The organism is Streptomyces sp. N50, assembly GCF_033335955.1.
In the GTDB taxonomy this organism is placed as follows: domain Bacteria; phylum Actinomycetota; class Actinomycetes; order Streptomycetales; family Streptomycetaceae; genus Streptomyces.
Map to the genome: position 1 here is coordinate 84,445 of NZ_CP137550.1, position 25,664 is coordinate 110,108.

The following is a 25,664-nucleotide window of genomic DNA, read 5'->3' on the forward strand; positions in this document are numbered from 1 at the left end:
GTCGCGATCCAGAAGACATATCCCCATGACAAGGCAGGACACCGTGGCACGACACGACACTGTGACGGCACCTTCCCAGGCAACGGATCGCCGCTCGCCGGTGTGCACGGACGCGGTCTGGCGGCTTCCGGTGACGGTCTGCCGCATCACCCAGTTCCTGGGCGAGCAGACAGCCGACGCCTTGCTGGAGCGCGCGATCGCCTCCGCCGACGACACATTGAAGCCCTCCATGATCCGCGACCACGAGGTGGTCCCCGACTTCCGCCGGTCCCGCTCGCGCCACGACTTCGCCGCACCTGAGCTGCTGGCGGCCATCGACGAGGTGCTGGAAGCGGTCGAGCACACGCTCGGAGTCTCCTGCCGGCACACCGAACCCAGCTACAGCCTCAACGCGCACAACGACGGCGACTTCTACCGGCCGCACCAGGACACGAGCGTCGAGTTCACCCCCCGGCGTCTGCTCACCTTCGTGTACTACCTGCATCGCACACCCCGGCCCTTCGAGGGGGGCGAGTTGCGTGTGTTCGACGCGGCTCTGCCGCTGCACACCGAGACAGCCGGGAGATGGCAGGAGCGCACCTGGCGGGACTGGGGGCCCGAACACGACAGCATCGTGTTCTTCCTCCCCACCGCCTGGCACGAGGTACGGCCGGTCAGCTGCCCCAGCAAGCAGCACGCGGACAGCCGCTTCGCCATCAACGGCTGGCTGTGCAGCCCCGACCCCGCCAACCGCGAGACCGACACGAGCCCGTGAGACGCATCGTCGCCGAGCCCAGCTGACGGGTATGCCTGGTCGCCGGGTTGGCGGTCGCGCCGGACAAGACTCCGCGGCCGCCAGTGCGAGCGGGTGATCTCCAAACCACCGACCGCCTGACCGCTTTCGGCCGCGTAACCCCTGAGTCCCGGGGCTCCGGGAAGATCAGCGGGAGCCCACGGCGCCCACCACGCCGCAACCGCCGTCTCCAACACGGCTACTACGTTTCGGCGTTGCACGGCATCGGGCACAGCGAGGAGCCGCGCCGGTCCTATGAATACAAACGGGCCGAGGGCGAGCGTCACACCCGGGCTGCCCTCACCTTCGCCCGCCGCCGCGCGGCCAGGCTGAGCGCCGAACGCCGCGCCGCGTGGGACGAGTTGGGCATGCGCTGGTGAGCGCGGCCTCGCAGGGCTTGCGAGTCGTTGTGCGGGGCGCGCAGTTGATGCCCGTTCCCCTGCGGCCTTCCGCCACCCCGCAAAACCTGCTGATCACGTGGTCCGCTGATGGAAGCGACAGCCGTGTGCGCGCGGAGGCTGCGTAGGACGTTTCGATGGTGTTCGAAAGGGTGGCTGGCATCCACGGGCGACACCTACGGTGTGACGCACATTCGACAGCTTTACGGGGGAATCCATGACGACCGAGGTGGTCTTAGACCGAATCAGCAGACAGGACGGAGGGGGCAGACGGCGTCTGTGGGCACTCGTCCTGGCCCTTCTGTCCGCCTCCGCGCTGGCCATGAACCTGGGCAGCGCGCCGGCGGCACACGCCGACTACCCGGGCCCGAATCCGCCGCAGGCGCCCGCGGACTGCGCCAAACCGTGGGTGATCCTTTCCGCCTACGGAACGGGCGAGAGCACGGACGACGGGCACCCCAACGGCACCGTGGGCGTCAACAGCACCTACATCACGGCCCTGAAGAACTCACTGTCCAAGGCCGGTGTCGCAGACGGCGACATCGCCGTGCGGAATCTGTACTACCCGGCATCCGCGGTGGACTGGCCCTGGGCTTACGGCCCTGACGACTACTGGACGTCCATGGGCAAAGGCCGGGACAAACTCGTCCAGGAGATTGCTTTCTACGCCTCCTGTCCGAGCCGCCCGACACTGATCCTGCTCGGCTACTCGCAAGGCGCCCAGGTGATCAAGAACGCCATCGCGCAGGACGCGGTCAAGGGGAACAAAACCAATTCCGACGAGGTCGGCGCCATTGTCAACATCGGTGACGCCTCGCGCTACAACGGCCAGATCGGGATGGGGCAGAACGGGCAGATGCTCACCCTCAACCCCGACTACTCGGACGGCTCGGCCGAGGCGGCGCGCGGAGGGCTGATGCAGCGTCTGGCCGTGCCGGACGTGTTCGCGGGATTCCTCGGCGACGGGCGGTACTTCGACGTGTGCCGGACCGACGACGCGGTCTGCAACGAACAGGCGTATCCGGGCTCCGACGAGTGGCTGGACCGCTGGGTGGGAGACTTCGCCGACAGCGCGATCGGGAGCAACGCCCCGCACGTGATGTACCGGAACAACGGCCTGGACCAGAGCCCCGCGGACAAGGTGAAGGCCACGGCCGTGGCGGCCCGGGTCGCCGACCGGGCGGTCAGCGCGGCGGTGGCGCAGCGCAATGTGGTCCATCCGCCGCCGGACACCCCCGAGCACGTGTGGGCCACCAACGTCAACGTCCGCGCCGAGCCGACAACGGAGTCCGGCATCGTCACCGTGATCCCGGCGCCGACCACCGTGTATGTGCACTGCCAGAAACACGGGCAGTCGGTGACCTACGGCGGCATCACCAACGACGCCTGGTCGTATCTGCCGCAGCAACAGGGCTGGATCAGCAACATCTTCCTGTCCGGGCCCGCCTGGATGCCCGGCGTGCCGGAGTGCCACTGAGTTGTGTACCGGTAAGCGCCGGTCCCCGCCGCGGTGCGTGGCGGCGGGGGCCGGCGCGTCGAGCGCAGCGAAGAGTAGAGGGCGTCCGAAGAGCCTGTTGGCGGGACGTTGCCTGGCAGCGGGGTGGTGGTGCACTTTCAGGGGCTGGGGTGTGCGGGCTGTGTACCCGCTGTTCGACGGGATCTGTCCGATCCGGAGTGGGAGATCCTCCGTCCGTTGGTTCTGGCGGTCGGGCCCGGTGGGCGACCGGTGATACACGCGCGGCGGGACATCCTCGACTCGCTGGCTCACTGGCTGCGCTGGCAGCAAGAAGGCGTCTGGGCCCAGGAGGTCGGGGAGAAGCAGCCGATCCTGCTGTCGGTGATGAGTGGCCCGCGCTGCGAGCATGAAGCCTGTCGGTCACGTTTGGTCAACCGTCCGGTGTCTGAGGTCCGGCGGGAGGCCTGCCGATGGGTACACCTACGGCGTCCCAAGCGGAGAGGACGGCACGGTGTTCTTCACTGTTCCCGCTGTAGCGGGCGACGGCGGCCTCGGCGGTGAGACGTGCCCAGTCGGCGAAGAGGGGTGTCTCCCCCACCTCACCGGAGGTGAGCGCATCCCACCAGATGAGGCCGGCACGCTCCCAGGCCTTGCCGCCCAAGGCCGCAGCAACGAGAAAGAAGGCACGACTGGGGATGCCGCCGTTGATGTGGACGCCGCCGTTGTCGCGTTCGGTGTGGAGGTAGTCCCGCATGTGGTCAGGTTGCGGATCCTTGCCGAGCACTTCATCGTCGTACGCCGTGCCCGGGGCCTTGAGTGAACGCAGGCCGACGCCGTTGACCGAGGGCATGAGCAGCCCGGCCCCGAGCACCCAGTCGGCCTCGTCCACGGCCTGTCCGCGTGCGTACTGCTTGGTCAGCGAGGCGAACACATCCCGGATCGAAACGCTGAGGGCGCCCGATTCGCCAGAGAAGCTGATCACCGATATCTCGGGAATCCCAGGCCAGACCTCGCTCGCGACCACCTCGGGGCACTGGGTGAAGCGGCCGAAGATCTCCTCGTCACCGTCCCCGAGGACGATGTACTGCCCGGTCCAGTAGGCGTTGTTGTAACCCACGTCGTGGTGCACGACAGCCACCAGAGGCCCACCGCTCCCGTCGATCGAATCCCGCCCCAGCACTTCCGACGCGAAGGTGGCGGCGGCTGTCAGCCCGTCGTACGCCTCATCCACCGCGGCGTCACCGGTGGGTGGCTGCCCGCTGTAGCGAGCCACCCGGAGGCGATCATGCTCGAACGACGTGCCACCCTCCGCGTCGAACACCACGTACTGGGCCACATGCTCAACACTGGGCAGGATGACCAGCGAGCCCTCCCTCAGAACCACACCCGGTCCTGTGTAGACCAGTTCCAGGGCCAGGTCTCCGGTCAACCGGTCCAGCAGCGGCAGCGACACGACGCCAGAGGTCGCCAGCGGCAGGGCGTGAACGTCCGCCAGGCGCCCGCCCTCCAGACGTCGAGTCCACGTCTGGATCTGCTTCCTGGAGACCTGAGCGATCGCGCCGATCTCCTCGATGGCAGTGGCGATGCGCCGGGACTCGTTGCCGAGCCACTGCTCACGGACCGCAGGTGTGAGCGTGTCGTCCGCTATGAAGGGAACCAGCTCCAGGGCCTCGTATCCGCGGTGCACCGTCTCGAACGACCGTCCATCACGCCGCCGCGCCAGCGCAGCGCCGTGCCTGTCCCATGCCGCCCGCGACAGCGTCGGCGCCGCCCAGTGCCCGGTCTGCCGGAAGTACGCCACGGCTGCGCTGTCCCGAGTGAGTTCTGCGTAGATCAGCCGTGCCGCCGTACGTAAATGGGCCCGCGTCCGAAGCCACGCCGCACCCCCGGTGGCAAGGCCACCCCCCAACGTGCCAATGACCGCCGCTATCAGAGCGCTGTCCACCCAGACAGGATCTGCGTCGCCGTCGACCCCGACAATCGCCCCTCAGACGTATTTCTCACACGCCCTCGTCGGCGCAGAACCGCGCCTCAGCGTGCGGGCACCATCCGGGTCATAGCCCACGTCGTCCCCGCCCTCCCGCAACAGCTCGCCGATCGGGAGTTCTTGGCAGCGACCGTCTGGATCCCGGTGCCGTCGCGGACGCCGGTCGACTCGACGCGGCTCCTGGCCCGGGCCGGCGCCGTCCTCGTGGGCGTGGGCGAGCAGGGCGGGTCCGGTACCGCGGCCGCTGTACCGGCCTCCCGGACAAAAGCGTCACCAGAAACGGTCCCCGGCACCCGCGGGAAATGTCCCCGCGCAGGCTGACCCGTTCCCCACGTCTCCGGAACATCCCTCACGGTCACTCGGTAGGGCCGCCGAAGCTGCCGCCTCCCCAGAGTCCTTCGCAGCCACCGCTGATTCGCGCCGTGGCTCTTGAGCGAGCACGCGTTGGGTAGTACGACCGGAGCGCCTGGCGGGGCAAGTTGATAGGCGCCCGGGACGAGGGAGGACGCGGTGCGAGCGAGGATGTCCATGGGGAGGATTGCGTGGATAGGCGTGGCAATTGCGGCGGCGCTTGGGCTTGTGCTGATGACTCCGTTCCTCCTCATGGAGGTGGGACCGAAGAACGCGGACTGGGCCAAGTTGAGCCAGATCAGCCAGGCGTACGGGGCTCTGTCGGTCATATTGTCCGCGGGCGCTCTGGCTGGAGTTGCGGCCTCGTTGGCCTACCAGTCCCGGCAGACCCGCATCGCCACCGAAGAGACGACCTGGACCGCGCACCGGGAACTGCTCCTGCTCTCGCTGACGCAGCCGGAGTTCCTCACCTGCTGGGAGCCGCCGTCCGTTCCCATGACGCCGGACGAGTGGCGACGCATCGTGTACACCAACCTCATCCTCCAGGACTGGGAGAAGACGTACTCGTTCGGCTTGATGACCGACACCCAGTTGACCAGGACGTTCGAGCTGCACTTCGAGGGACAGACAGCGCGGGACCATTGGCGTAACTCACGAGAGAACTACCTGCGCTACGCCGATCGTGGAGCAAACCGGCGGATCCGGCAGTTCGCGCGCGTTGCGGATGCGTCCTACGACGCCGCTGTCGCCGCCGGGCCGGCAGTCTCCGCAGGCGGTTACTTCGTCCAGCCGACCGCGCCCCATCAGCCGCCATCACCTGCGTAGGCAGCGCTGCCTCGGACGGCAGTCGTCGCCACTGGGCAGTGAGGCCGCCCGGGTTGCCCGACGGCCCGGCTCGTCAGTCTTCGATCAGGACGCCCCCCGGTGTCGATCAGGAACAACAGCCCTGGGCGATGCAGTGCAAGCCGCTGCCCGGAGTATCTCCGGGCGGCGGTGCCGTTTACCGGTACCAGTACTTGACGCCTCGGTGGTGCGAGCACGTCCCGCAGGCGTGGGCACCGTAGGAGTACGAGCGGTCCTTGCGCTTCGCGGTGACTCCGCGCGGATGCGCCGAGTTCGCTTTGCAGACACCCGTCGTGTGCCGCGCGCACGTGGCGGCCGCCGCATCGGCCGCCACGGCTACGGGCACCAGCAACTCCCCAACTCCCCCGCCATCACTGGCGCCGCAACGGCGCCCTGGAATGTCGTCAGCATGATCTGTCCCTCTGGTCGTTCCGAGAGACGAGCACGCATCCGTCGGCTGCGACACCAGGACAGACCCAGCGGACCAACGCGCAGCAGTGAGCGTCATAGCACGGCCAGGACCTCCCGATCAGCCACCAGAACGTACATGCCCATGTACGGGCCTCGCTGGACAACCTCGGCGTCGAGGTCATCGACCTCCTGCTGTACCACTGCGACGATCCGGCCCGGCCCGTCACCCAACTCGCCGACACCCTCGTGAGGGCTCGTCCAGGCCGGACACGTCCGCCGCGTCGGCGTCTCCAACTGGCGTACGGAGCGCCTGACTTCACTCGCGCACGAACTGGCCGAACGGGATCACACCCTCGTGGCCAGCCACCAGTTCAGCCTCGCCGAACCCGATCCGACACTCCTGGGCAGTCCCCACGCCGACGCCACCGTCCTCGGCGTCGTCCGCCAACACCGCCTCCCCCTGCTCGGCTGGTCCGCACAGGCCCGCGGGTTCTTCGCACGCACCGGGACGCCGGTGCCCATCGGGTCCGATGGATCAGAGGAAGCGTCGTATCGGTACGACAGCCGTCTCCCTGACGCGTTGGAGCAGCGCGCGCCGCTTCCACCGTCCGGCGCTGATGAGTTCGCTGTGCTCAAGGTCTTCGGTGAAATGGCGGTCCAGCGTCGCGGTGAACGCGGGGTCCAGTACGGCGAGCATGACCTCTTCGTCGTGGTCGAGGGAGCGGCGGTTGAAGTTTGTCGAGCCGATGAGCGCCGCGGTCCTGTCGACGGTGACGACCTTGGTGTGGAGCATGGTCGGCTGGTAGTGATAGATCTTCACCCCGCGGGCGGTGAGCTCCTCGTAGTAGCGCTGGCCCGCCAGTTGGCAGACCCGCTTGTCGGTGTACGGGCCTGGCAGCAGGATCTCCACCTCGACCCCCCGGCGGGCCACGGCGCACAGCAACTCGATGAAGTACGCGTCGGGCGCGAAGTAGGCGGTGGCCAGCCGGATCCTCTCCTCCGCGGTCTCGATCACCACGCGGAACAGGGTCTGCATGTCCTGCCAGCCGAAACTGGCCGAGCCCCGCACCACCTGCACCACGGCATCGCCCTGGGGGGTGTGGTCGGTGAACCGGTCGCGGTCGTCGAAGAGTTCGTCGTGGCACTCGGCCCAGTTCTGGGCGAAGGCGGCGGCCAACCCGTCCACGGCCGGGCCCCGTACTTCTACGTGGGTGTCTCGCCATTCGTCCGGGTTGCGGGCGTCACCGCACCATTCCTCGGCGATGCCGACACCGCCGGTGAAGGCCGTCTCCTCGTCGACGACAAGGACCTTGCGGTGACAGCGATGGTTCTGCTTCAACGGAGACAGATACAGCGGCTTGCGGAACCAGGCCACCTTCACGCCGGCCCGCTCCATCGCCTCCAACTGGTCCTTCTCGATGAGCCTGCTCCCGAAGCCGTCCAGCAGCAGCCGTACTCTCACGCCTGCGCGTGCCCGCTCCGCGAGCGCGTCGGCGAACTCCCGGGCGATCTCCCCCTTCCAGTACACGAACGTCATCATGTCCACGGTGTGGCGGGCGGAACGGATCCGGCCCAGCATGGCGCCGAAGATCTCGTCCCCGTTGCGCAACGGGAGCAGCGCGTTGCCTTCCGTCGCCGCGATCCCTATGAGGCGCTCCAGCCGGCGTCTCATACGCCGGGCCCGCTCGTCGAGGACCTTACTGACGTCCTCCGTGTCGCCGGGCTCCTCGGACCTGACGCCTACCGGCGTCTCGGCGTCTGCGTTCTGCAGGTATGCCATGGCTGCACCTTCCTGGACATCTGATCGGCGAAGTGTCGTGCCCCTGGGAGATGAGGGGCACGACACTCCTAAATGCCTGCTGACCTGCTGTTACACACTTGCAGGACCTTCCATTGATCATCGCTGTTTTTCATCACCTTGTGCAACGCACGTGCAAGATGATCTTGAATTAGTGACGACGCATCAGAGATATCTGAGTGCCCGTCAGCCTTCACGGAGAGTGCTCGCCACAGGGGCCTCGCAATATCCGCACCGACGGTGCCACTGCCGTTCCTGAGATTCGGAGTTGGGTCCTCGCCGCGCACGCGCATCAAGCGCACTACACGCTACGGCCAGTTCCCGCCCGGACCCTCCACGCACCGGCGCTCCTTCGATCATCCGGCCGACCCCCACGTCCGGGTCAGCGACCTGCTGACCCAGGCGCCCGCCGACAGCATCCGCGACGACCCTGCCGGGAGCGCGTCGAGACGACCAGTGAACTGCGCGCTGCCGTCGTCGGGCCTGCCAACGGGATGGGAGGGCGGACGCGTACGTCGAGGTCATCAGGACCATGAAGGACACCTGCACGGACATGTCCGTGAAGTACAAGGAGACGGCTCGTGGGGGCCTTGCGGTGAATATCATCGAATGCCGAGTAAGTGGGCCCTGACCAGCGCGTTCGTGTCTTTCAGCGCTGCCAGGGCCTTCCCTGCTTACGCGGCGGAAAGTCCCCGGAAACTCCCTGGGACAGGCGTGAAAGTCCCTGAAAAGTCCCTGGCCTGGGACGGGTTCCGAGGCTGGGGGAGAGTGCATCCGGCCAGGGAGCGCGCTTCCTTGACCAGGCGCACCGCCAGGTTCTGGAGACCATCCCCACAGGTGCAGGGAACACAGGTCGCCGAAGTTGTAGTCGTCGCTGCGGCTGGGACCATCCCCTGCGGGTGCGGGGTTGGCCCCCATCCACCCGTGGCACCCGAGGCACGGAGCCTCTGCACCCCGCACCCGCGGGGTTGGTCCCAGCCGCCCAGCGCTCGCCGTTTCCACCCCCAACTGCTCCCCGCACTCGCGGGGATGGTCCCCAGGAAGACATCGACGGCTTCGCGAAGAAGGTGTGCTCCCTGCACCTGCGGGAGGTAACCATACCTACGCGTTACAAGTACTGGCCAAAGCTTGCTGGATGGTTCCGGACGGTGCTTCGGTGTCCGGAACCACCAGGTCAGGATAGGTTCGCCATGAAGCACGGTCCACGACAGGACGGTTCCTGCCACACCGTCCGCTCACGCATCGCTCACGCAGAAGGGGCTGCTGGCCAGTGCGTTCGCTACTTCAGCTAGCCCTTGGCGGATGTTGGTGACGTTGTTTGTGCAGTTGTCCGAGGCGGAGACAGTGGCTCCCCTCCCGCCCTACGGTTTATAAGTCCCATTATGAGATTGCCCGGCACTGCGGGCAGAGACCGGTGAGTTCGACGGTGTGCTCGACCTCCGCGAAACCGGAGATGTCGGCCACCCGCGCGGCCCAGGTCTCGACCGCCTCGGAGTCGACCGGGGTGCTCAACCCGCAGGCGCGGCACAGCAGATAGTGCTGGTGCTCGGGGAACGCGCGGTGGCGGAAGAGGCGTTCACCACCCCGGTCGCGTACGACGTCGGCGCGCCCGGCTTCCACGAGGGCGGCCAGGGTGCGGTAGACGGTGTTGAGGCCCACGCGCGCGCCCTGAGTTCTCAGTACGTCGTGCAGGGCGCGGGCGCCGACGAAGCCGCCGTGGTCGATCAACGCCCTTACCACGCTGGCGCGTTGGGCGGTGCGGCGGCCGATGAGGTCCAGGTCGTCGGCCGGTGCGCTCATCACGCCTCCGCGAGACCGGGGCGGGCATGGGGTCGGCGTACGCCGATGAGCGCGACCGCGTAGACGGCCGTGGCGACGGCCATGATGGCGAAACTGGGCGGCAGTTGGGGAACGTAGTAGCTCAGGGCGAGGCCCGCCCACATCTCCGCCACCGCGAGTCCCGCGGACAGGGCGAGGGCGTGATACGGCCGGTCGGTGAGCCGCTGGGCCGCGCCCGCGGGTGCGGCGAGCAGGCCGAGCAGCAGGAGTGAGCCGACCGCCTGGGTGGCCTCGGCCGCGCAGGCGCCGACCAGGATCAGGAAGACCAAGCCCAGTACCCGTACCGGGACTTGGCGGGCCGTCGCCACGGCCTCGTCGACGGAGGCGAAGAGCAGCGGGCGGGCCACGGCGAGCACGGACAGGCAGATGAGGGCTCCGACGACGGCCGCAAGCCACGTCTGTCCGCTGGAGAGTCCGAAGATCGAGCCGAAGAGGACGTTCACCCCGGCGGTGCCGTTCCCGGTGTTGCGGGATGTGGTGTAGAGGGTGAGGAAGAAGACGCCCAGACCCAGGATCCAGGAAAAGAGGCTGCCGATGACGATGTCGTCGGTGCGACTGCGGCGGCCCAGCGCGCCGAGCACCACGGCGAACAGCACGGTGGCCGCGAACAGTCCCAGCCGCAGGTCGTAGCCGAGCGCGAGGGCCGCGAGCGCCCCGGTGAACGCGACGTGGCTGAGCGCGTCGCCGGTGAACACCTGGGCGCGCAGCACCAGGAAGTACCCCACGAGACCGGCCGCCAGGGCGATCGCGGTGCCGGCCAGCAGCGCGTGCACGAAGTAGGGGTGCGTGAAGGCGCTCATGCGGCGACACTTCCCGCTGTCCGGGGCCCGCCGACGGCTGTGGTCCGGTGTCTGCCGAGGGCCGTGTTGAGGGTGCGGGCCGCGCGGGCCATGACGTAGCCGGCGAAGGCGAAGGTCGTCACGTAGAAACCGATCGGATACGGCGAGTAGTAGGCGGCGATCAGCCCGGTCCAGGTCACCGCGATCGCGATCACCACCGAGAGCGCCAGGCTCGCGGCGGGCCGCGCGGTGAGCTGTTGAGCGGCAGCGGCCGGCATCACCAGCAGGGCGAACACCAAGAGCGTGCCGGTGATCTGACTGGCCTCGGCGGTCGCCGTCCCGAGGAGGACGAGGAAGACCACGGACAGGGCGCGTACCGGCACCCCGCGTCCGGTGGCGACGTTCCCGTCGACGGAGGCGAACAGCAGTGGCCGCCCGATGACCGCCAGCACGCCGAGCGCGAGAGCCGCCACGATCGTCAGCACGGTCACCTGGAGGGTCGTGATGCCCAGGAAGCTGCCGAACAGCAGGGAGTTGACCCCGCCGAGGAAGCCCTTGTACAGGGCGACGAAGAGGAATCCGCATGCCAGCAGGAACGCCTGGACCGTGCCGGTCAGCGCAGACTCCTGGCCGCTGCCGCCCTGCCCGGCGCGTGGTATGGCGGCGATCACCAGGGCGCCGCCGATACAGAACGCGAAGTAGCCGAAGCTCGCGCTGATGCCCAGCAGCGTCGCGCAGGCCGCGCCCGGAAAGCTGACCACGGCCAGGGTGTGTCCGGCGAAGCTCTGCCGCCGCAGCACCATGAACCAGCCCATCACGGCGGCCAGTAGGGCCACGACCGTACCGGCCCTGAAGGCGTTGACCATGAACGGGAACGCCCAGATCTGCTGCAGGTCGGTCAGCGGATTCCACGACCAACCGGCGGTTGTGTCAGCCCAGTTCACGACCCGTCTCCCTCGGCGTGCCGGTCGGTGTGGACGGCCGGCGCCTCGGGCTGGCCGACCACCACCAATCGCCCGTCGCTGGTGCGCAGCACCTCCACCGGTACGCTGAACAGCCGCGACAGCGTCTCGGTGGTGATCACGTCCTGCGGGCGGCCCGCGACCGCACCGCCCTCCGCGATGTACACCACCCGGTCCAGCCAGGGCAGGATCGGGTTGACGTCGTGCGCGACCATGACGACGCTGACGCCGGCCTCCCGGCAGATCCGCCCGATCAGTGCGGCGACCGCGCCCTGATGCGACAGGTCGAGGCTGTCCAACGGCTCGTCCAGCAGCAGCAGTTCGGGGTCGCGGGCGAGCGCCTGTGCGATCAGCAGCCGTTGTTGCTCGCCGCCGGAGCACTCGCCGATCGGCCGGTGTGCGTATGCGCTCGCGCCGACCATGTCGACGACCTCGGCGATACGGTCCCGGGTCGCCCGGCGCCGGGCACTGAACCGGGCGGGCACCGGCAGCGGAACGCCCCAGCGGTCGCCGTCCAGGCCGAGCCGCACGATATCGGTGCCGCGAATGCGCAGGCTCGCGTCGAAACTGCGGCGCTGCGGCAGATAACCGATGCGCTGACCGGCTCTGCCGGGCGCCTCACCCAGCACCCTGACCTCACCGGCCGCCGGGGGCAGAATGCCGAGCAGCATCTTGACCAGGGTCGACTTCCCGACCCCATTGGGACCGAGGACGGCCACGAACTCACCGGCGCCGACGTCCAGATCGACACCCGACCACAGGGTACGGCCACCGACGCGCACACCGGCGCCGCGCAACGACACAACGGGAGAGCGCGGCGGCTGCGGTGCGGCCGGTTGCGCGGGGACTCGGTGCCGGGCCGTGTCGCCCGGCCGGGTAGCCGGATTCACGGTGCTCACCTGCCCGTCGCCTGCCCCAGGGCCTTCTCGATGCCCTGCAACTGCCGCACCTGCCAGGCCTGGAAGGACGCCCCGGCCGGGGTGAGGGTCTCGGTCACGGTCGCGACCGGTATGCCCTCGGCCTTGGCCGCCTTGACCTGGGCCTGTACGTCCGGGGTGGCGTTCTGGCTGTTGTAGACGTAGACCTTGATCCGCTTCTCGCTGATCTGCCGGTCGATCGTCTCCTTGTCCTTGGCCGTCGGGTCGGTGCCCTCGCTGATGGCGTCCAGGAAGGACTCGGGCGTGAGCATCTTCAGGCCGAGTCCTTCGGCGAGCGGGGTCACGATGGACTCCGAGGCGCCGATCGGGGTGTTCGCGTACTTGGCCTTGATGACGGCGATCAGCTCGTTGTACGGCGCCAGGGTCTTGGTCTCGAAGGTTGTCTTCCGCGCGTCGAAGTAGGCGGCGTCGGCCGGATCCAGCTTCTTGTAGTCGGCGGTGATCTTCTCGATGACCTGGTGGACGTTGTCCGGCGAGTACCAGCGGTGCGGGTTGCCGCCCGGTTTGATACCCACCAGGTCACCGACCTTGAGATCGGTACGGCCGCTTTCGGGGTTGGCCGACAGCAACTTGTCCGCCCAGGCGTCGTAGCCGATGCCATTGACGACCGTGTACTGGGCGCCGGCCACCAGCCGGCCGTCGGCCGCGGTCGGTTCGTAGTCGTGCGGGTCGGCGTTCGGGTTGCTGATGATGCTCTTGACCTGCGCGTGGGTGCCGCCGAGCTGGGAGGCGATGCTGCCCCAGAAGTTCTCCGCCGCCACGACCTTGATGGTCTTGCCCGCCGTCGTCGACCCGGCGTTGGCGGTGTCGTCGGACGCGGCGGTGGAGCAGCCGCTGACGGCGGCCAGCACCGCGACGGCGGCCAGGCCGCCGGCGATCAGGCGGGCGGGGCGGGATATCGAGATGCCGGCAGTACGCACGACGCGGTCTCCTTGACGGGCTGATGGGCCTCGCACACAGGGCAAGGCCCGGTGGAGCGGAACACCTTCGACCGTAGATGGAAACGATTGTCACTACTAGAGAGTCGGCTGATCCAAATGAAAATCATTACAGATACTTGACTCTTGCCGGTATGCGGTGATGTTGGTGGTGATCTCGGCGATGTGATCGTCGCGAGGTGGCGTCAGCAGTCGCGGAACTCCGGGGACTGGTTGAGGATCTGGGACCGCAGGGAGGTGAAGCGGGCGTACGTCTCGCCGCCGCGGCTCTCGGGGCGGAAGGCGGCCACCCGGTGGCAGTTCTGGAAGGCGAGGACGATGCCGAAGTGCCGCTCCAGGCTGCGGCGGATCGCGTCGCTGGACAGGGCGCGCAGCAGCTGGCCGCGTTCCTTCTCGGAGGGCGGCGGGGTCTGGTTGTCGGTGAACTCGGCCGTGCTGGACAGCAGTTCGGCGACCAGGCGGTCACGAGGTTGTAGGCGTACGGCAGGGACGTGCGGACCGTTTCCACGAAGTCCTCCTCCCGCACCTCACCGTTCTCGGCTTCGGCGAGCAGCTGCGGGGAGACGTCGAGCGACATGTAGGGAAGTCCTTGTCTGTTGTGGCTTGTTCTGGTCTGTCGGGTCCGTTGCGGAGCTGGTTCTGCCGGGTCAGGCGAAGGTGGCCAGGGCTGCGGGGCCGTGCTGGAAGTCGGGGTCGACCTGGGTGGTGAGGTCGTGGCCCGTGGCCTCGTTGGCCCAGGCGGTGGCGTTGCGCAGGTGGAAGTCGACGGCGTGGTGCTGGAAGACGGTCCAGTCCTTGGGGCGGGCATCGACGGCCTCGCGCAGCCGGTCGAGGGTGCGCGCGTTGTGGGGCTCCAGCTCGCCGGGGGCGCGGCCCTGCTCCTGGGCGCGGACGAACGAGGACTGCTCGCAGTGGGCGACCAGGTCGTCGCCGACGTGCTCACGGAGGAAGGCGAGGTCGTCCTCGCCGGTGACCTTGTTGCCGACGACGCCGATCGGCACGCCGAACTCGGCGGCGTGGTCGCGGTACTGGCGGTAGACCGAGACGCTCTACCGGGTCGGTTCGACGACGAGGAAGGTCATGTCGAAGCGGGTGAACAGGCCGGAGGCGAAGGCGTCGGCGCCGGCCGTCATGTCGACGACGACGTACTCGCCGGGCCCGTCGACGAGATGGTTGAGGTACAGCTCGACCGCGCCGAGCTTGGAGTGGTAGCAGGCCACTCCGAGGTCGTTCTCGCCGAAGGCTCCCGTGACCATGAGGGCCACGTCGCCGACCTTCTGGACGTGGTGGGCGTGGATCTCGTCGTCGCCCATCAGCCGCAGCAGGCGGGAGCCGCGCCCGGGCGGGGTCGTCTTGACCATGGCGGCGCGGGACGCGATCCGCGCGTTCGTGCCGCGCAGGTAGTCCTTGATCTCGCCGGTCCGTGCACTGAGCGGCGGTGCGGTGAAGAGTTCGTCCTCGTCGAGACCGAGCGCGTAGGCGAGGTGCTGGTTGATGTCGCCGTCGATGGCGACGACGGGCGCGCGGGAGCGGGCCAGATGACGGGAGAAGAGGGCGGACAGGGTGGTCTTGCCACTGCCGCCCTTGCCGACGAACGCCACACGCATGCTAGCCACCCCTGTTGGAAATGGATTTCATGAGCATAGAGTGGGGAGGCGGCTGAGCGGTGTCAAATCATTCGCCGCCAAATGGCTTGCCGCCACAGTGAGTTGACCTTGAATCCACAGGAAGGCACGGACATGAGCGACGCGGGGCGCGGCCGTCGGGGCCACCCGTTCACCCTTGTCGTCTGCTCCTCCTGCCGGACCGCGCCGGATCAGGCAATGGACGTGCTGCGCCGGGCAGTTCGAGGCTGCCCGCACGGGGTGATGGTCTCCACCGGATGCCTGGAGAGAGTTCTGCACTGCCGTCGCGACCGCGGACTGCATGCCGCGGTGCAGCCGTGCGCGGTGGACCGCAGGCCCACCGGAGGCGTGGTGCGGATCGGCCCGATCGTCACCGCCGCCGACGCCGAAGCGGTCGGGGCGTGGCTGCGGGTCGGGATGCCCGACGACGGCACGCTGCCCGAGCGGCTCCGCGCGGCGCCCGCCCCATGGCAGGTCGCCCGCCTCAACTGAGGGGCTACTCCTGCGCGTGCCGGATGGCGTCCAGGACGATGTGCGCGACGTGGTCATCGGTGAGGCCGTACTGGATCTCGCGGGCCTGACGCCGGGCGGTCACGATGCGGGAGTTGCGCAGGACCCGAAGGTGCTGGGAGACCAGCGGCTGGCTCACCCCGAGGGCGGTGACCAGCTCATGGACGTACTTTCCGCCCTCGGACAGCTCCCGCACGATGCCGAGGCGGACGGGCGAGGCCAGTGCCTTGAGGAGGTCACTCGCTGCCTCCAGGGCGCGTATCGGCTCGTTCGCGGGAGCTGCCGGGGAGGGGGGAGTCGTCGTCACATGCACACATTAGCAAGTGACAATGATTTTCGATCTGGGTGAGGGCCGCCGGGGGACGGATCAGTGATCGTCCCAGTGGCCCTCGTGGGCGGCGTGGCGGTGGCCGTCGTGCACGTAGTCGACGTGGTCCTCGTGCGGAACGGCGACATGGCCGCAACCCTCGCCGTGCAGGTGGTCGTGTCCCTCGTGGGCGCTGTGGGCGGCGCTCGCGCACTCGTCGACGTGGTCCTCGTGGACCTTGTGGAGGTGGCCGTCGTGCGCGTAGTCGGTGTGGTCGCCGTGCGGGACGGCGACGTGGCCGCAGCCCTCGCCGTGGGTGTGCGTGTGGCTGTCGTGCGTGCGGTGCTCGGTGGCGGTGGCCATGTCGTACTCCTGCTTCCGCTTCTGCTTTCGGGGTGCCCGCGGCCGTGTCCCGCAGGCGATGCATGGCGACATTAACATATAGCAACTCACGCATGTGTTGGGCCGTGTAGGGAGCCCGGTGCCCTGCCCTGACGTCAGTCGAGGGTGCGTGCGCCGAGCCGCAGGTGCTCGATGTGGTGGACGGCCTGGTCGAGGAGCTGGGCTACGTGGTCGTCGTAGAGGCGGTAGACGATACGGCGGCCGTCGCGCTGCCCGGTGACGAGGCCGAGGGCGCGCAGGAGGCGGAGTTGGTGGGAGACGGCGGACTGTTCCATGCCGACGGCGGCGGCGAGTTCGGTGACCGAGTGCGCGGAGTGGCGCAGGGTGGTGAGGATCAGCAGGCGGGAGGGGGTGGCCAGCGCCTGGAGGGTGGCGGCCACCGAGGCGGCGGTGACCTCGTCGAGGCGGGCGGCCACGATGATGTCGCGGCCGCCCTCCGTCTCCTCCGGATGCTCACCGGCGTGCACGGAGCCGGGCCTCGCGTGGCGGGCGGACGAACTGGAGCTCCAGCGTGGCCGGGGGCTGCGCGACGCCCGGTCCGCCGGCCGCCGCCCAGTTCACGACCTCCTCCGTGCAGTCGTCGTCCATCGCGAAGCCGATCCAGACGGCCCGGCCGCCGGCCCGGCGTCCGGCGGCGGAGGGCTGGACGCCGATGACGTTGGCCTGGTCGCAGGGGCCGAGGCAGTCCGTCGTACGGACATGGAAGCCGTGCTCGGCGGCGCCCGCGCGCAGCCGGTCCAGCTGCCAAGCGTGGTCGGTGCCCGGGTGTTTGCGGGGGTTTCCGCAGCAGCAGCCCCGGCAGACGACCACAGTGCAGGGCTGCGAGCGGGCGGCGCCGATCGTCACCGTACGAGGGTTCACAGGGCGGTCCTGGAGGGGACGCCGTAGGCCCGGACGCGGCCGTTGCGGTACGCGGCGATCAGCAGGTGCGGGCCGACCCAGGCGAGCGCCGCGACGGCAGCGCCGTCACCGGTCAACTCCCGTACCGGGCGCAGGCGTTGCTGTGCCCGTCCGGCCGTGGCGTACCACAGCGCCACCGTGCCGTCGGCTCCGCCGCTGGCCAGGTGGCCGCCGGCGCCCGGGCGCCACGCCAGTGCCGTGATCGTCTCGTGGCAGCGCAGGGAGCGCGGCGCGGTGCCTGCCGGTCCCTTGCCGGAGAAGTCCCAGACGGTGATGTCGGGTGCTCCGTCGGCGGCGAGCCAGAACCCGCTGCTGTCGAAGGCGAGGCGGGAGATCTTCTCCGAGTAGCCGGACATGGTCAGTTCGCCCCCGTCCCGGGTGCGCCAGATGTGGATGGACGCGTCCTGGTTGCCGCTGCAGATCCACCGCCCCGTGGGCGCGACGGCGAGCGCGAGGTGCGAGCCGACGTACGGGTAGGTCACCACCGGCTTCGGCGTGTGCCGTTCGTGCCCCTGCACCGCCCCGTACGCAGCCACCGCGAGCCGCCGCCCCTGCCGCATCCAGGCGAGGTCGGTGATGGTGGACGCGGCAGGGTCCGTACGCCACAACTCCTCGCCGTCCGCGTCGAGTACGAGGGCGCGGCGCCCGGAGGCGATGGCGACCCGCTCGTCGTCCGCCCAGGCCGCGGCGGCCGACCAGGCGCCGGCCTCCCGGACCGTCGCCCGCCCGTCCGCGCGCCGCCACAACGCGTACCCCATTGGCCCTACGGCCGCCAAGTGCCCGCCCTTTGGCGCGAGTTGCACACCCAGCGCCCCGCCGGGCAGCTCCAGGGCGCCCATCTCCGCGCCCATCGCCGCATCCAGCACCCGGACCGTGCCCTCGGCACCCGCGACGGCCACCAGATCACCGCGCGCACTGAGCGCGACAGGCGCGTCGTCGACGGCGATGTCCCACACCGTCAGAGCTTCGACGGCGGTGCTCACGCGACCGCCCCCGCCGTGACCAGGCACGCCGCGAAGCCGCGCTCCAGTTCCTCGCGGTCGAGGTGGCGGCCGATGAAGACGAGCCGGTTGCGCCTTTCCTCGCCGTCCCGCCAGTCCCGGCCGAACTCCCCGTCCAGGAGCATGTGCACGCCCTGGAAGACGTACTGTTTCGGTGCCCCGGCGATGGCGAGAATGCCCTTGGAGCGGAAGATGTCGACGCCCTTGGTGCGCAGCAGTGTGCCGAGCCAGGGGTTGAGCTTGTCCTCGTCGAGTTCGCCGGGCAGGTCGATGCCGACCGAGGTGACGGTGGCGTCGTGCTGGTGCTCAGTGTCGGTGAGGAAGGACGGGTCGTCGGCGAGGACCCGCTCCAGATCGAACGCGCCCACGTCCAGTACCTGTTGGAGGTCGATGCGGGCGTGCTGGGCGGGAATGATCCGTACGCCGGAGTTGATCCCGCGGACGCGGCGGATCACGTGCCCGATGGCCTCCTCGTCGGCGAGGTCCGTCTTGTTGAGGACGACCCGGTCGGCGAACGCGATCTGCTCGACGGCCTCGTTCTCCACGCCCTCGGGCTTGACCTCGTCGAGGTGCTGGAGCACGTGCGCGGTGTCGACGAGGGTGACGATGGCGTCCAGGCGCAGCTGCGCGGCGATCTCGTCGTCCATGAAGAAGGTCTGGGCGACCGGCGCCGGATCGGCGAGTCCGGTGGTCTCGATGAGGATGTGGTCGAACTTCTCGCGCCGGCGCATCAGCGCGCCCAGGATGCGGATGAGATCGCCGCGCACGGTGCAGCAGATGCAGCCGTTGTTCATCTCGAAGATCTCCTCCTCGGCGTCGAGGACGAGCGCGTCGTCGATGCCGACCTCGCCGAACTCGTTCTCGATCACGGCGATCCGCAGGCCGTGCTGCTCGGTGAGGATGCGGTTGAGCAGAGTGGTCTTGCCCGAGCCAAGGAAGCCGGTCAGGACGGTGACGGGAACTCGTTCGTCACGAGGTTCCGCTGTGGTGGTCAATTCGGGCTCCTAGTCGTGCTGTTGGTCCTGGTCGCCGACGAGCAGGACGCCCCGCAGGTCGGCCTCGGTGATCCGGTCGGCGGGCGTGTGCAGGGTCCAGCGGCGCGCCGGGCCGTCCATCGGAAGTGCGGCGACGACCGTCTCCACGGGCGGACAGCCCGGCTCGGTGCAGGTGAGCTGACGGACCATGACGGCGGTGTCCTCGTCGAGGCCGAGCAGCCGGCGCACGGTCTCCTTCAGTTCGCGCAGCTGCGGGCTTGGCGGCCCCGGCTGCCTCGGTGATCGGGCTCCCAGCGGCACGACGGCCCCTCCCCTTGTTGGTCTGCGGTGGTGTCGCAGTCGGCGCACAGGCCGGTGAATTCGACGGTGTGCCGTACCGCGGCGAACCCGGCGTCGGCCGCGATCCGTCCGGCCCACTCCTCGACGACCCCGGACTCCACCGCACGGCTGAGGCCGCAACAGCGGCAGATCAGGTAGGGACGATGACCGTCGGCGGGCCGCCGACGGTAGAGCCGCCCGCCCGGCTCGTCGCGTACGACATCCACCCCGCCGTCCGCCTCCAGCTCGCGCAACGCTCGATAGACGGTGGTCAGGCCGATCGGCTGGGCCTCGGCGACCAGCATGGCGTGCAACTCCTGGGCCGACACGAAGTCCTGACAGCCCGTGAGCAGACGCAGGACCGCCCTCCGTTGCCGGGTTGTCCGCCCGCCCACAACGGATCACCTCCATCAGCGTTCGCCGCTTCGGTACAGCCAAACACCGTAGATGAAAATGAAATCCATGTCCATGTGAATGTCGATTCAGATATGAGGTGAGGGTGGTGGCGCGCCAGACCCGCTAGCAATTCACGATTCCATGAATTCAGGATGTTGTGTACTGTCGGGCTGTGCTGACTGTTGCCTCTGACATCGACGTACTGGCCCGGTTCGGTCGCGCGCTCGCCGACCCGATCCGCTGCCGTATCCTCCTCGCCCTGCGCGAGAGCCCGGCCTACCCCGCCGATCTCGCCGACGCCCTGGGTATCTCCCGCACCCGCCTGTCCAACCACCTCGCGTGCCTGCGCGACTGCGGCCTGGTCGTCACCGTGCCCGACGGTCGCCGTACCCGCTATGAGCTGGCCGACGAACGCCTCGGGCATGCGCTGGACGCCCTGCGTACCGCTGTGGTGGCCGTCGAGACAGATCGCACGTGCGTCGACGCCGACGAGAAAGGGTGCTGCTGATGACGGCGATATCCCTCGGACCGTCCCCGGTCCGCCGCGATCTGCTGGCTCGCCGGATACGTCTGCTGGTCGCCGCGACGATCACCTACAACGTCGTCGAGGCGGCCGTCGCCCTGACCGCCGGCACCCTCGCCTCGTCCACCGCGCTGATCGGCTTCGGGCTGGACTCCGTCATCGAGGTCTCCTCGGCCGCCGCGGTCGCCTGGCAGTTCTCCGCCCGTGAGCACGCGGTACGCGATGCCCGCGAGAAGACCACCCTGCGCATCATCGCCGTCTCGTTCTTCGCCCTCGCCGCCTACGTCACCGCGGACGCCGTACGCGCCCTGACCGGCTCCGGCGAGGCCGAACGCTCAGTCCCCGGCATCGCGTTGGCCGCCCTCTCCCTCGCCGTGATGCCGTTCCTGTCCGCCGCCCAGCGCGGCGCGGGCCGCGAACTCGGCTCCGCCAGCGCGGTCGCCGACTCCAAACAGACCCTGCTGTGCACCTACCTCTCCGCGGTGCTCCTGACCGGCCTGATCCTCAACGCCACCCTCGGCTGGTCCTGGGCCGACCCCGTCTCCGCCCTCGTCATCGCAGGCATCGCCGTCAAGGAAGGCCGCGACGCCTGGCAGGGCAAGGGCTGTTGCGCGCCGTCCGGCGCTACGGCGGTTCCTGCCGCCAACGCCGAGGTGGGCGATGGGTGCGGCTGCCGTCCAGGGTGCGACTGCTGCAACTGACCCTCCACTGGCACGGGGATGGGGAGTAGGAACAACTACACGGTGCCCTCGGCGGAGTTGGTCCAGGCGGTTTCGCGCAGCAGGCGCAGGCCGTTGAGGCCGACGATGACGGTGGAGCCCTCGTGCCCGGCGACGCCGAGGGGCAGCGGGAGGGTGTCGAGCAGGTCCCAGGCGACCAGGGCGGTGATGAACACCCCGGCGATGGCCAGGTTCTGGACGACCAGGCGGCGCGCGGCGCGGGAGAGCCTCACGACGGCTGGGATGGCGGCCAGTTCGTCGCGGACGACGACGGCGTCGGCGGTCTCCAGGGCGAGGTCGGAGCCGGCCCTGCCCATGGCGATGCCCGTGTGGGCGGTGGCCAGCGCGGGTGCGTCGTTGACGCCGTCACCGACGACGAGCACCCTCCGCCACTGCTCCTCCCACTCCCGCACGGCCGCCACCTTGTCCTGCGGCAGCAGGCCGGCGCGTACCTCGGTGATGCCGACCTCGGCGGCCAGGTGCCGCGCGGCACGCTCGTTGTCGCCGGTCAGCAGGACCGGCGTACGGCCGGTCAGGCGGGTGAGCGCGGCCACGGTGGCGGCGGCGTCCGGCCGCAGCCGGTCGGCGATCCCGAGCACCCCCACCGGCACACCGTCACGCAGCACGACGACCGCCGTACGCCCGGTTTCCTCCAGCTCCCGCACCACCTTCTCGTGGGACCCGTCGGCGGCCGGCAGGCGGGCGGGCGAGCCGACCTGGACGGTGTGGCCGTCGATCGAGGCGGTGACGCCCTGACCGGGGACGGAGGCGAAGTCATCGGCGACCGCAAGAGGCAGGCCGCGTTCGCGGGCGGCCGCCACGACGGCGCGGGCCAGGGGATGTTCGCTGGGATGCTCGGCCGAGGCGGCGAGGCGGAGCAGCGCATCCTCGTCCAGGTCGCTACCGCGCAGCGGGCGGACGTCGGTGACCTGGGGGGTGCCCTCGGTCAGGGTGCCGGTCTTGTCCAGCGCGACGGCGTCGATCTGCCCGAGGCGTTCCATCACGACGGCGGACTTCGCGAGTACGCCGTGCCGTCCCGCGTTGGCGATCGCGGACAGCAACGGCGGCATGGTGGAGAGCACCACCGCGCACGGCGAGGCGACGATCATGAAGGTCATCGCCCTCAGCAGGGCCGAACTCAGCTCCTCGCCGAAGGTGAGCGGGACGGCGAAGACGGCGAGGGTCGCGAGGACCATGCCGATCGAGTAGCGCTGCTCGATCTTCTCGATGAACAGCTGCGTGGGGGCCTTGGTCTCGGAGGCTTCCTCGACCATCCGCACGATCCGGGCGATCACCGAGTCCGCCGGGTCGCGCTCGACGCGTACGCGCAGGGCACCGGTGCCGTTGACGGTCCCGGCGAACACCTCGTCCCCGGCCTGCTTGGCCACCGGCAGCGGCTCACCGGTGATGGTGGCCTGGTCGACGTCACTGGCCCCGTCGAGGACCTGGCCGTCGGCGCCGACGCGCTCGCCGGGCCGGACCAGGACGATGTCCCCGACCGTGAGGTGTTCGGCCTCGATGCTCTCCTCGGTGCCGTCGGGCAGGAGGCGGGTCGCCGTGGTGGGGGCGAGGTCGAGCAGGCCGCGCACGGAGTCGGCGGTCCGTGCGGTGGCGACGGCCTCCAGGGCGCCGGAGGTGGCGAAGATGACGATCAGCAGCGCGCCGTCGAGGACCTGGCCGATCGCGGCAGCACCGAGCGCCGCGACGACCATCAGCAGGTCCACGTCCAACGTCCTGTCCCGGAGCGCCTTCAGCCCCTCCCAGCCCGGCTCCCAGCCACCGGTGACGTAGGCAGCGGCGAACAGCGGAGCCCACGACCAGGCCGGTGCGCCCGACAGGTACAGCGGGAGGGCGAGCAGGAACAGCAGCAGCGCCGCGAGCGCCCAACGGGCTTCCGGCAGCACCAAGATGCGCGTGCGGCGCCGAGGAGGGGTCGGTCGCGGACCTGCGGCGGGCGGCGCGGGCCGCCGATCCATGACAGAAGACATGACAAAACAACCCTTCACGGGCGGACGGGGCAACAGTTCCCACCATACAGGAACATGTGAACAGGTCTTCAGTTGTCATCGTTATGATGGACGCATGGGCCACGGAACCGACGCCACCAGCAGAGCCACCACACGCGAGCGGCTCGACGCGGTCGGCACCGCCGACGTCGCTGCCACCCTCCAGGCCCTCGCCACCCCCTCCCGGCTGCATATCCTGGCCCGGCTCCAGGAGGGTCCCTGCTCGGTCGGCGACCTCGCCGACGCCGTCGGCATGGAAGCCTCGGCCTGCTCCCACCAACTGCGCCTGCTGCGCAACCTCGGCCTGGTCACCGGCGAGCGGCACGGGCGCTCGATCATCTACGCCCTCTACGACAACCACGTCGCCGAACTCCTCGACCAGGCCCTCTACCACGTCGAGCACCTCCGCCTGGGCGTTCGCGACACACCGGCCGAACTGCCCGAGCCCGTCACCGCGGACTGAGACCGGCGCACCGGTCACCGAGGAGCTGGGCGGCGCGCTCGGGCGAGCGACGGCGACATACCGCATGGCGGTTTTCTCCGTGATGCCGGGCAACCGCAGCAGCTTGAGGGCATCGGCGCTCGCGGACGCCTCGTTGAGGATGCCCGGGTATTCGCGAGCGGTTCACGACCGCCGCGTGACGCACGCCCGCTTGCGCGACTCCCCCGGCTCTGTGGCCAAGGTCCGCAGCGAGTCGCCGAGTTCAATACCGTCCCACCCCGACAGACAACGTGGGGTCGGGGTCGCTACGGCCAGCCGTCGATGGAGACTTCTGGACCGCCTGCGAGATACCGGTGAAGGGCGCTGGCCGTGGTGTCCACGAAGTCCTCCGGAATGGCGTCGGCGTCGACCCATCGGACCTGGACGTGCTTGCGTGGTTCGCGGTTTTCAGGCTCGCCAGTCCACTCATGGGCCGTGAAAACGACGGTGAGGAAGCCGTTGGGGGCTTCGACGCCCCAGGCGCCGTGAATGATGTGGGCGACCTTCAGGGACTCCGGCTTCACGGTCAGGCCGGTCTCCTCGTACAGCTCGCGTACGGCGGTTGCCGTGATGGGCTCGCCGGGTTCGCTCTTGCCGACGGGAAGGTCCCACATGCCCTGGGCGAACTTGGCGTTCTCACTGCGCTGGAGAAGGACGACGCGGTTGGTGGCCTTGTCGTGGACGATGACGGCGGCGACCAGCAGGGTCATGGATTCGAAGGCGGGCGGTAGGGCTTTGGGCTGGTAGTCGGTTGTCCGCTGAGCCACGGCTGGTGTCCCTTCATCGCTCGCAGCCAGTTGCGAGGCGCGATCCACCTCAGAACTGCTGTCTGATCCCTTCATCCTCGCGACCTCGACCTTCGCGTAACTGGCCGCAGTTGGGGTCGTCTTCGAGGCGACGGTATAAGTCGGACCGCTGTCTCAGCCGAAGGCGAGTTCGCGGAAGGCGTTGCGGATCTCGGTGAGGGGCTGGCGGTCGCGGGTGTAGTAGAGCTTGTTGGTCAGCAGTACGGCCCAGCGCCCCTGGTCGGGTGAGATCCACATGCCGGTTCCGGTGAAGCCGTAGTGCACCCAGACATCCTGGGTCGGCTCGGTACCAGGAGCCGGGTGCCAGAACAGGCCGCGTACGGGCGCCAGTTCACCGGTCTGGATCGTCAGCGACTCAGTCACCCAGGCCGACCCGAAGCCGGCCTGTGCAGGTACAGAAGTGTCGCCCAGCATGTAACGCAGAAAAGCAGCGAGGTCGTCGAGGACGCTGAAGGCACCGGCGATGCCGCACACGCCGCCCAGAAGCCGTGCGGAGAAGTCGTGGGCGACGCCTTTGAGGTGAGCGCCGGTGTCCTGGTCGAGCTCGCTCGGTGCACACCGCGCGGCGACCTCCGTCGGCAGCGGCCCGAACCGGGTGGTGTTCATACCGAGCGGCTGCAAGATCCGCTCCGTGGCAAGTTGATCGAGGCGTCGACCCGAGATGTGTTCGGCGAGATAGCCGAGGATGAGGGCGGCCCGGTCGGTGTACTCAACGGCCTCTCCGGGCTGGCGGTGCAGTGCTTCCCTCAGTACGCCGTCGCGGATGTCCTGCGGGTCGCTGCCGTAGAGGTTTTTGAGCTGGGCCCGCAGGGGGGACGCCGGCCGTGTGGGTCAGCAACTGGCGGGCGGTTACCGATCCGAGCGCGTGATCTTCGACCTCGGGCCAGAAGGTGCCCAGGGGAGAGTCAAGGTCGAGCTTGCCCTCTTCCCATAGGGAGCCGATCGAGGACCACACCGCGAGGATCTTGGTAAGGCTGGCGGCGTCGAAGACGGTGTCGGACCGCATCAGCGTGTCCGGTTGCTCGGGGTCGAGGACCCCTGCGGTGCCGTGGACGTGAGTTCCGGCGGCGTCTCCGACGGCCCATACAGCGCCGGGGTAGACCTTGTCGCGGACGCCTTCGCTCAGGAGCTGTTCGATGCGGTCGGTGCGGTACGTCATGGTCTCCCTGTTCGCAGTGGGCATCCCGTCGGTCAGCGTAGTGA

The 25,664-nt window shown here is 69.2% G+C and carries 27 protein-coding genes and 3 pseudogenes; 8 read left to right on the forward strand and 22 right to left on the reverse strand.

The genetic code is table 11. The features are described 5' to 3' along the window. The first annotated feature begins 25 nt into the window (after positions 1–25). The 3 genes from R2B38_RS45115 (at position 26) to R2B38_RS45125 (ending at position 2,647) form a co-directional block, all read left to right on the forward strand. Positions 26–754 carry a 2OG-Fe(II) oxygenase gene (locus R2B38_RS45115; RefSeq protein WP_318022017.1) on the forward strand — a complete coding sequence of 243 codons (729 nt, stop codon included), beginning with the start codon at positions 26–28 and terminating at the stop codon, positions 752–754. A gap of 233 nt (positions 755–987) precedes the next feature. Continuing rightward, positions 988–1,152: a hypothetical protein gene (locus R2B38_RS45120; protein WP_318022018.1), complete on the forward strand. Its 165-nt coding sequence runs from the start codon at positions 988–990 to the stop codon at positions 1,150–1,152. Between the two features lie 235 nt (positions 1,153–1,387). Then, the gene (locus R2B38_RS45125) at positions 1,388–2,647 is read left to right on the forward strand and encodes a cutinase family protein (protein WP_318022019.1); all 1,260 of its coding nucleotides are present in this window, start codon (positions 1,388–1,390) and stop codon (positions 2,645–2,647) included. A gap of 409 nt (positions 2,648–3,056) precedes the next feature. Here the strand turns inward: R2B38_RS45125 and R2B38_RS45130 are convergent, their stop codons facing one another. Further along, a complete protein-coding gene (locus R2B38_RS45130; RefSeq protein WP_318022020.1) occupies positions 3,057–4,571 on the reverse strand; it encodes a M4 family metallopeptidase in 1,515 nt (504 codons plus the stop codon). A 627-nt stretch (positions 4,572–5,198) separates the two neighbouring features. On the opposite strand from R2B38_RS45130, the gene R2B38_RS45135 reads away from it, so the two are divergent. After that, positions 5,199–5,789 carry a DUF6082 family protein gene (locus R2B38_RS45135; RefSeq protein ID WP_318022021.1) on the forward strand — a complete coding sequence of 197 codons (591 nt, stop codon included), beginning with the start codon at positions 5,199–5,201 and terminating at the stop codon, positions 5,787–5,789. A gap of 175 nt (positions 5,790–5,964) precedes the next feature. On the opposite strand, the gene R2B38_RS45140 is transcribed toward R2B38_RS45135, so the two are convergent. The 10 genes and pseudogenes from R2B38_RS45140 to R2B38_RS45185 all read right to left on the reverse strand — a co-directional run bounded on the left by R2B38_RS45140 (position 5,965) and on the right by R2B38_RS45185 (position 15,079). Continuing rightward, on the reverse strand, positions 5,965–6,153 hold the full coding sequence (locus R2B38_RS45140) for a DUF3761 domain-containing protein (protein ID WP_318022022.1): 189 nt from the start codon (positions 6,151–6,153) through the stop codon (positions 5,965–5,967). Positions 6,154–6,534: 381 nt separating this feature from the next. Further along, complete coding sequence (locus R2B38_RS45145; RefSeq protein WP_318022023.1) at positions 6,535–6,666, reverse strand: hypothetical protein; 132 nt, start codon at positions 6,664–6,666, stop codon at positions 6,535–6,537. Between the two features lie 87 nt (positions 6,667–6,753). Then, the gene (locus R2B38_RS45150; protein WP_318023060.1) at positions 6,754–7,890 is read right to left on the reverse strand and encodes a phospholipase D-like domain-containing protein; all 1,137 of its coding nucleotides are present in this window, start codon (positions 7,888–7,890) and stop codon (positions 6,754–6,756) included. 1,506 nt (positions 7,891–9,396) lie between these two features. After that, the gene (locus tag R2B38_RS45155) at positions 9,397–9,816 is read right to left on the reverse strand and encodes a Fur family transcriptional regulator (RefSeq protein WP_318022024.1); all 420 of its coding nucleotides are present in this window, start codon (positions 9,814–9,816) and stop codon (positions 9,397–9,399) included. Continuing rightward, positions 9,816–10,655 carry a metal ABC transporter permease gene (locus R2B38_RS45160; RefSeq protein ID WP_318022025.1) on the reverse strand — a complete coding sequence of 280 codons (840 nt, stop codon included), beginning with the start codon at positions 10,653–10,655 and terminating at the stop codon, positions 9,816–9,818. The genes R2B38_RS45155 and R2B38_RS45160 overlap by 1 nt, the downstream gene beginning before the upstream one ends. Then, positions 10,652–11,578 carry a metal ABC transporter permease gene (locus R2B38_RS45165; RefSeq protein WP_318022026.1) on the reverse strand — a complete coding sequence of 309 codons (927 nt, stop codon included), beginning with the start codon at positions 11,576–11,578 and terminating at the stop codon, positions 10,652–10,654. Before R2B38_RS45165 ends, R2B38_RS45160 begins: the two co-directional genes overlap by 4 nt. Further along, positions 11,575–12,399, reverse strand: a complete 825-nt coding sequence (locus R2B38_RS45170; protein WP_318023061.1) for a metal ABC transporter ATP-binding protein — start codon at positions 12,397–12,399, stop codon at positions 11,575–11,577. Before R2B38_RS45170 ends, R2B38_RS45165 begins: the two co-directional genes overlap by 4 nt. A 92-nt stretch (positions 12,400–12,491) precedes the next feature. After that, entirely contained in the window at positions 12,492–13,454 is a 963-nt protein-coding gene (locus R2B38_RS45175) for a metal ABC transporter solute-binding protein, Zn/Mn family (RefSeq protein ID WP_318022027.1), read from the reverse strand. 203 nt (positions 13,455–13,657) lie between these two features. After that, a pseudogene (locus R2B38_RS45180) lies at positions 13,658–14,049 on the reverse strand (SCO5389 family protein). A gap of 70 nt (positions 14,050–14,119) precedes the next feature. Next, a pseudogene (locus tag R2B38_RS45185) lies at positions 14,120–15,079 on the reverse strand (ATP-binding protein). Positions 15,080–15,211: 132 nt separating this feature from the next. On the opposite strand from R2B38_RS45185, the gene R2B38_RS45190 reads away from it, so the two are divergent. After that, positions 15,212–15,589, forward strand: coding sequence for a hypothetical protein (locus R2B38_RS45190; RefSeq protein WP_318022028.1), 378 nt, complete (start codon positions 15,212–15,214; stop codon positions 15,587–15,589). A gap of 4 nt (positions 15,590–15,593) precedes the next feature. On the opposite strand, the gene R2B38_RS45195 is transcribed toward R2B38_RS45190, so the two are convergent. From R2B38_RS45195 to R2B38_RS45230, 8 genes are all read right to left on the reverse strand, one after another. After that, entirely contained in the window at positions 15,594–15,914 is a 321-nt protein-coding gene (locus R2B38_RS45195) for a metalloregulator ArsR/SmtB family transcription factor (protein ID WP_318022029.1), read from the reverse strand. A 60-nt stretch (positions 15,915–15,974) separates the two neighbouring features. Beyond that, positions 15,975–16,277 (reverse strand): hypothetical protein, encoded by a 303-nt coding sequence (locus R2B38_RS45200; protein WP_318022030.1) that lies wholly within the window; start codon positions 16,275–16,277, stop codon positions 15,975–15,977. Positions 16,278–16,411: 134 nt separating this feature from the next. After that, a complete protein-coding gene (locus R2B38_RS45205) occupies positions 16,412–16,783 on the reverse strand; it encodes a metalloregulator ArsR/SmtB family transcription factor (RefSeq protein ID WP_318022031.1) in 372 nt (123 codons plus the stop codon). Beyond that, positions 16,770–17,177, reverse strand: a complete 408-nt coding sequence (locus tag R2B38_RS45210) for a (2Fe-2S) ferredoxin domain-containing protein (RefSeq protein ID WP_318022032.1) — start codon at positions 17,175–17,177, stop codon at positions 16,770–16,772. The genes R2B38_RS45205 and R2B38_RS45210 overlap by 14 nt, the downstream gene beginning before the upstream one ends. Then, positions 17,174–18,199: a hypothetical protein gene (locus tag R2B38_RS45215; protein WP_318022033.1), complete on the reverse strand. Its 1,026-nt coding sequence runs from the start codon at positions 18,197–18,199 to the stop codon at positions 17,174–17,176. Before R2B38_RS45215 ends, R2B38_RS45210 begins: the two co-directional genes overlap by 4 nt. Next, positions 18,196–19,212, reverse strand: coding sequence for a GTP-binding protein (locus tag R2B38_RS45220; protein ID WP_318022034.1), 1,017 nt, complete (start codon positions 19,210–19,212; stop codon positions 18,196–18,198). The genes R2B38_RS45215 and R2B38_RS45220 overlap by 4 nt, the downstream gene beginning before the upstream one ends. Before the next feature lie 9 nt (positions 19,213–19,221). Next, positions 19,222–19,440 carry a hypothetical protein gene (locus R2B38_RS45225; RefSeq protein ID WP_318022035.1) on the reverse strand — a complete coding sequence of 73 codons (219 nt, stop codon included), beginning with the start codon at positions 19,438–19,440 and terminating at the stop codon, positions 19,222–19,224. A gap of 8 nt (positions 19,441–19,448) precedes the next feature. Beyond that, positions 19,449–19,925: a Fur family transcriptional regulator gene (locus R2B38_RS45230; RefSeq protein ID WP_318022036.1), complete on the reverse strand. Its 477-nt coding sequence runs from the start codon at positions 19,923–19,925 to the stop codon at positions 19,449–19,451. Between the two features lie 173 nt (positions 19,926–20,098). Here R2B38_RS45230 and R2B38_RS45235 point away from each other — a divergent pair, with 173 nt between their 5' ends. Together R2B38_RS45235 and R2B38_RS45240 are read left to right on the forward strand one after the other, a co-directional pair. Continuing rightward, positions 20,099–20,434 (forward strand): metalloregulator ArsR/SmtB family transcription factor, encoded by a 336-nt coding sequence (locus R2B38_RS45235; protein WP_318022037.1) that lies wholly within the window; start codon positions 20,099–20,101, stop codon positions 20,432–20,434. Beyond that, positions 20,434–21,150, forward strand: a complete 717-nt coding sequence (locus R2B38_RS45240; protein ID WP_318022038.1) for a cation transporter — start codon at positions 20,434–20,436, stop codon at positions 21,148–21,150. The genes R2B38_RS45235 and R2B38_RS45240 overlap by 1 nt, the downstream gene beginning before the upstream one ends. A gap of 35 nt (positions 21,151–21,185) precedes the next feature. Here R2B38_RS45240 and R2B38_RS45245 read toward each other — a convergent pair whose 3' ends face one another. Beyond that, positions 21,186–23,144 (reverse strand): heavy metal translocating P-type ATPase, encoded by a 1,959-nt coding sequence (locus R2B38_RS45245; protein WP_318023062.1) that lies wholly within the window; start codon positions 23,142–23,144, stop codon positions 21,186–21,188. A gap of 106 nt (positions 23,145–23,250) precedes the next feature. Between R2B38_RS45245 and R2B38_RS45250 the strand changes: the two genes are divergently transcribed. Continuing rightward, positions 23,251–23,637, forward strand: coding sequence for a metalloregulator ArsR/SmtB family transcription factor (locus R2B38_RS45250; RefSeq protein WP_318022039.1), 387 nt, complete (start codon positions 23,251–23,253; stop codon positions 23,635–23,637). Positions 23,638–23,921: 284 nt separating this feature from the next. On the opposite strand, the gene R2B38_RS45255 is transcribed toward R2B38_RS45250, so the two are convergent. Together R2B38_RS45255 and R2B38_RS45260 are read right to left on the reverse strand one after the other, a co-directional pair. Then, positions 23,922–24,422, reverse strand: coding sequence for an NUDIX domain-containing protein (locus R2B38_RS45255; protein ID WP_318022040.1), 501 nt, complete (start codon positions 24,420–24,422; stop codon positions 23,922–23,924). 153 nt (positions 24,423–24,575) lie between these two features. Beyond that, positions 24,576–25,620 (reverse strand): annotated as a pseudogene (locus R2B38_RS45260) (serine hydrolase domain-containing protein). Between the last annotated feature and the right edge of the window lie 44 nt (positions 25,621–25,664).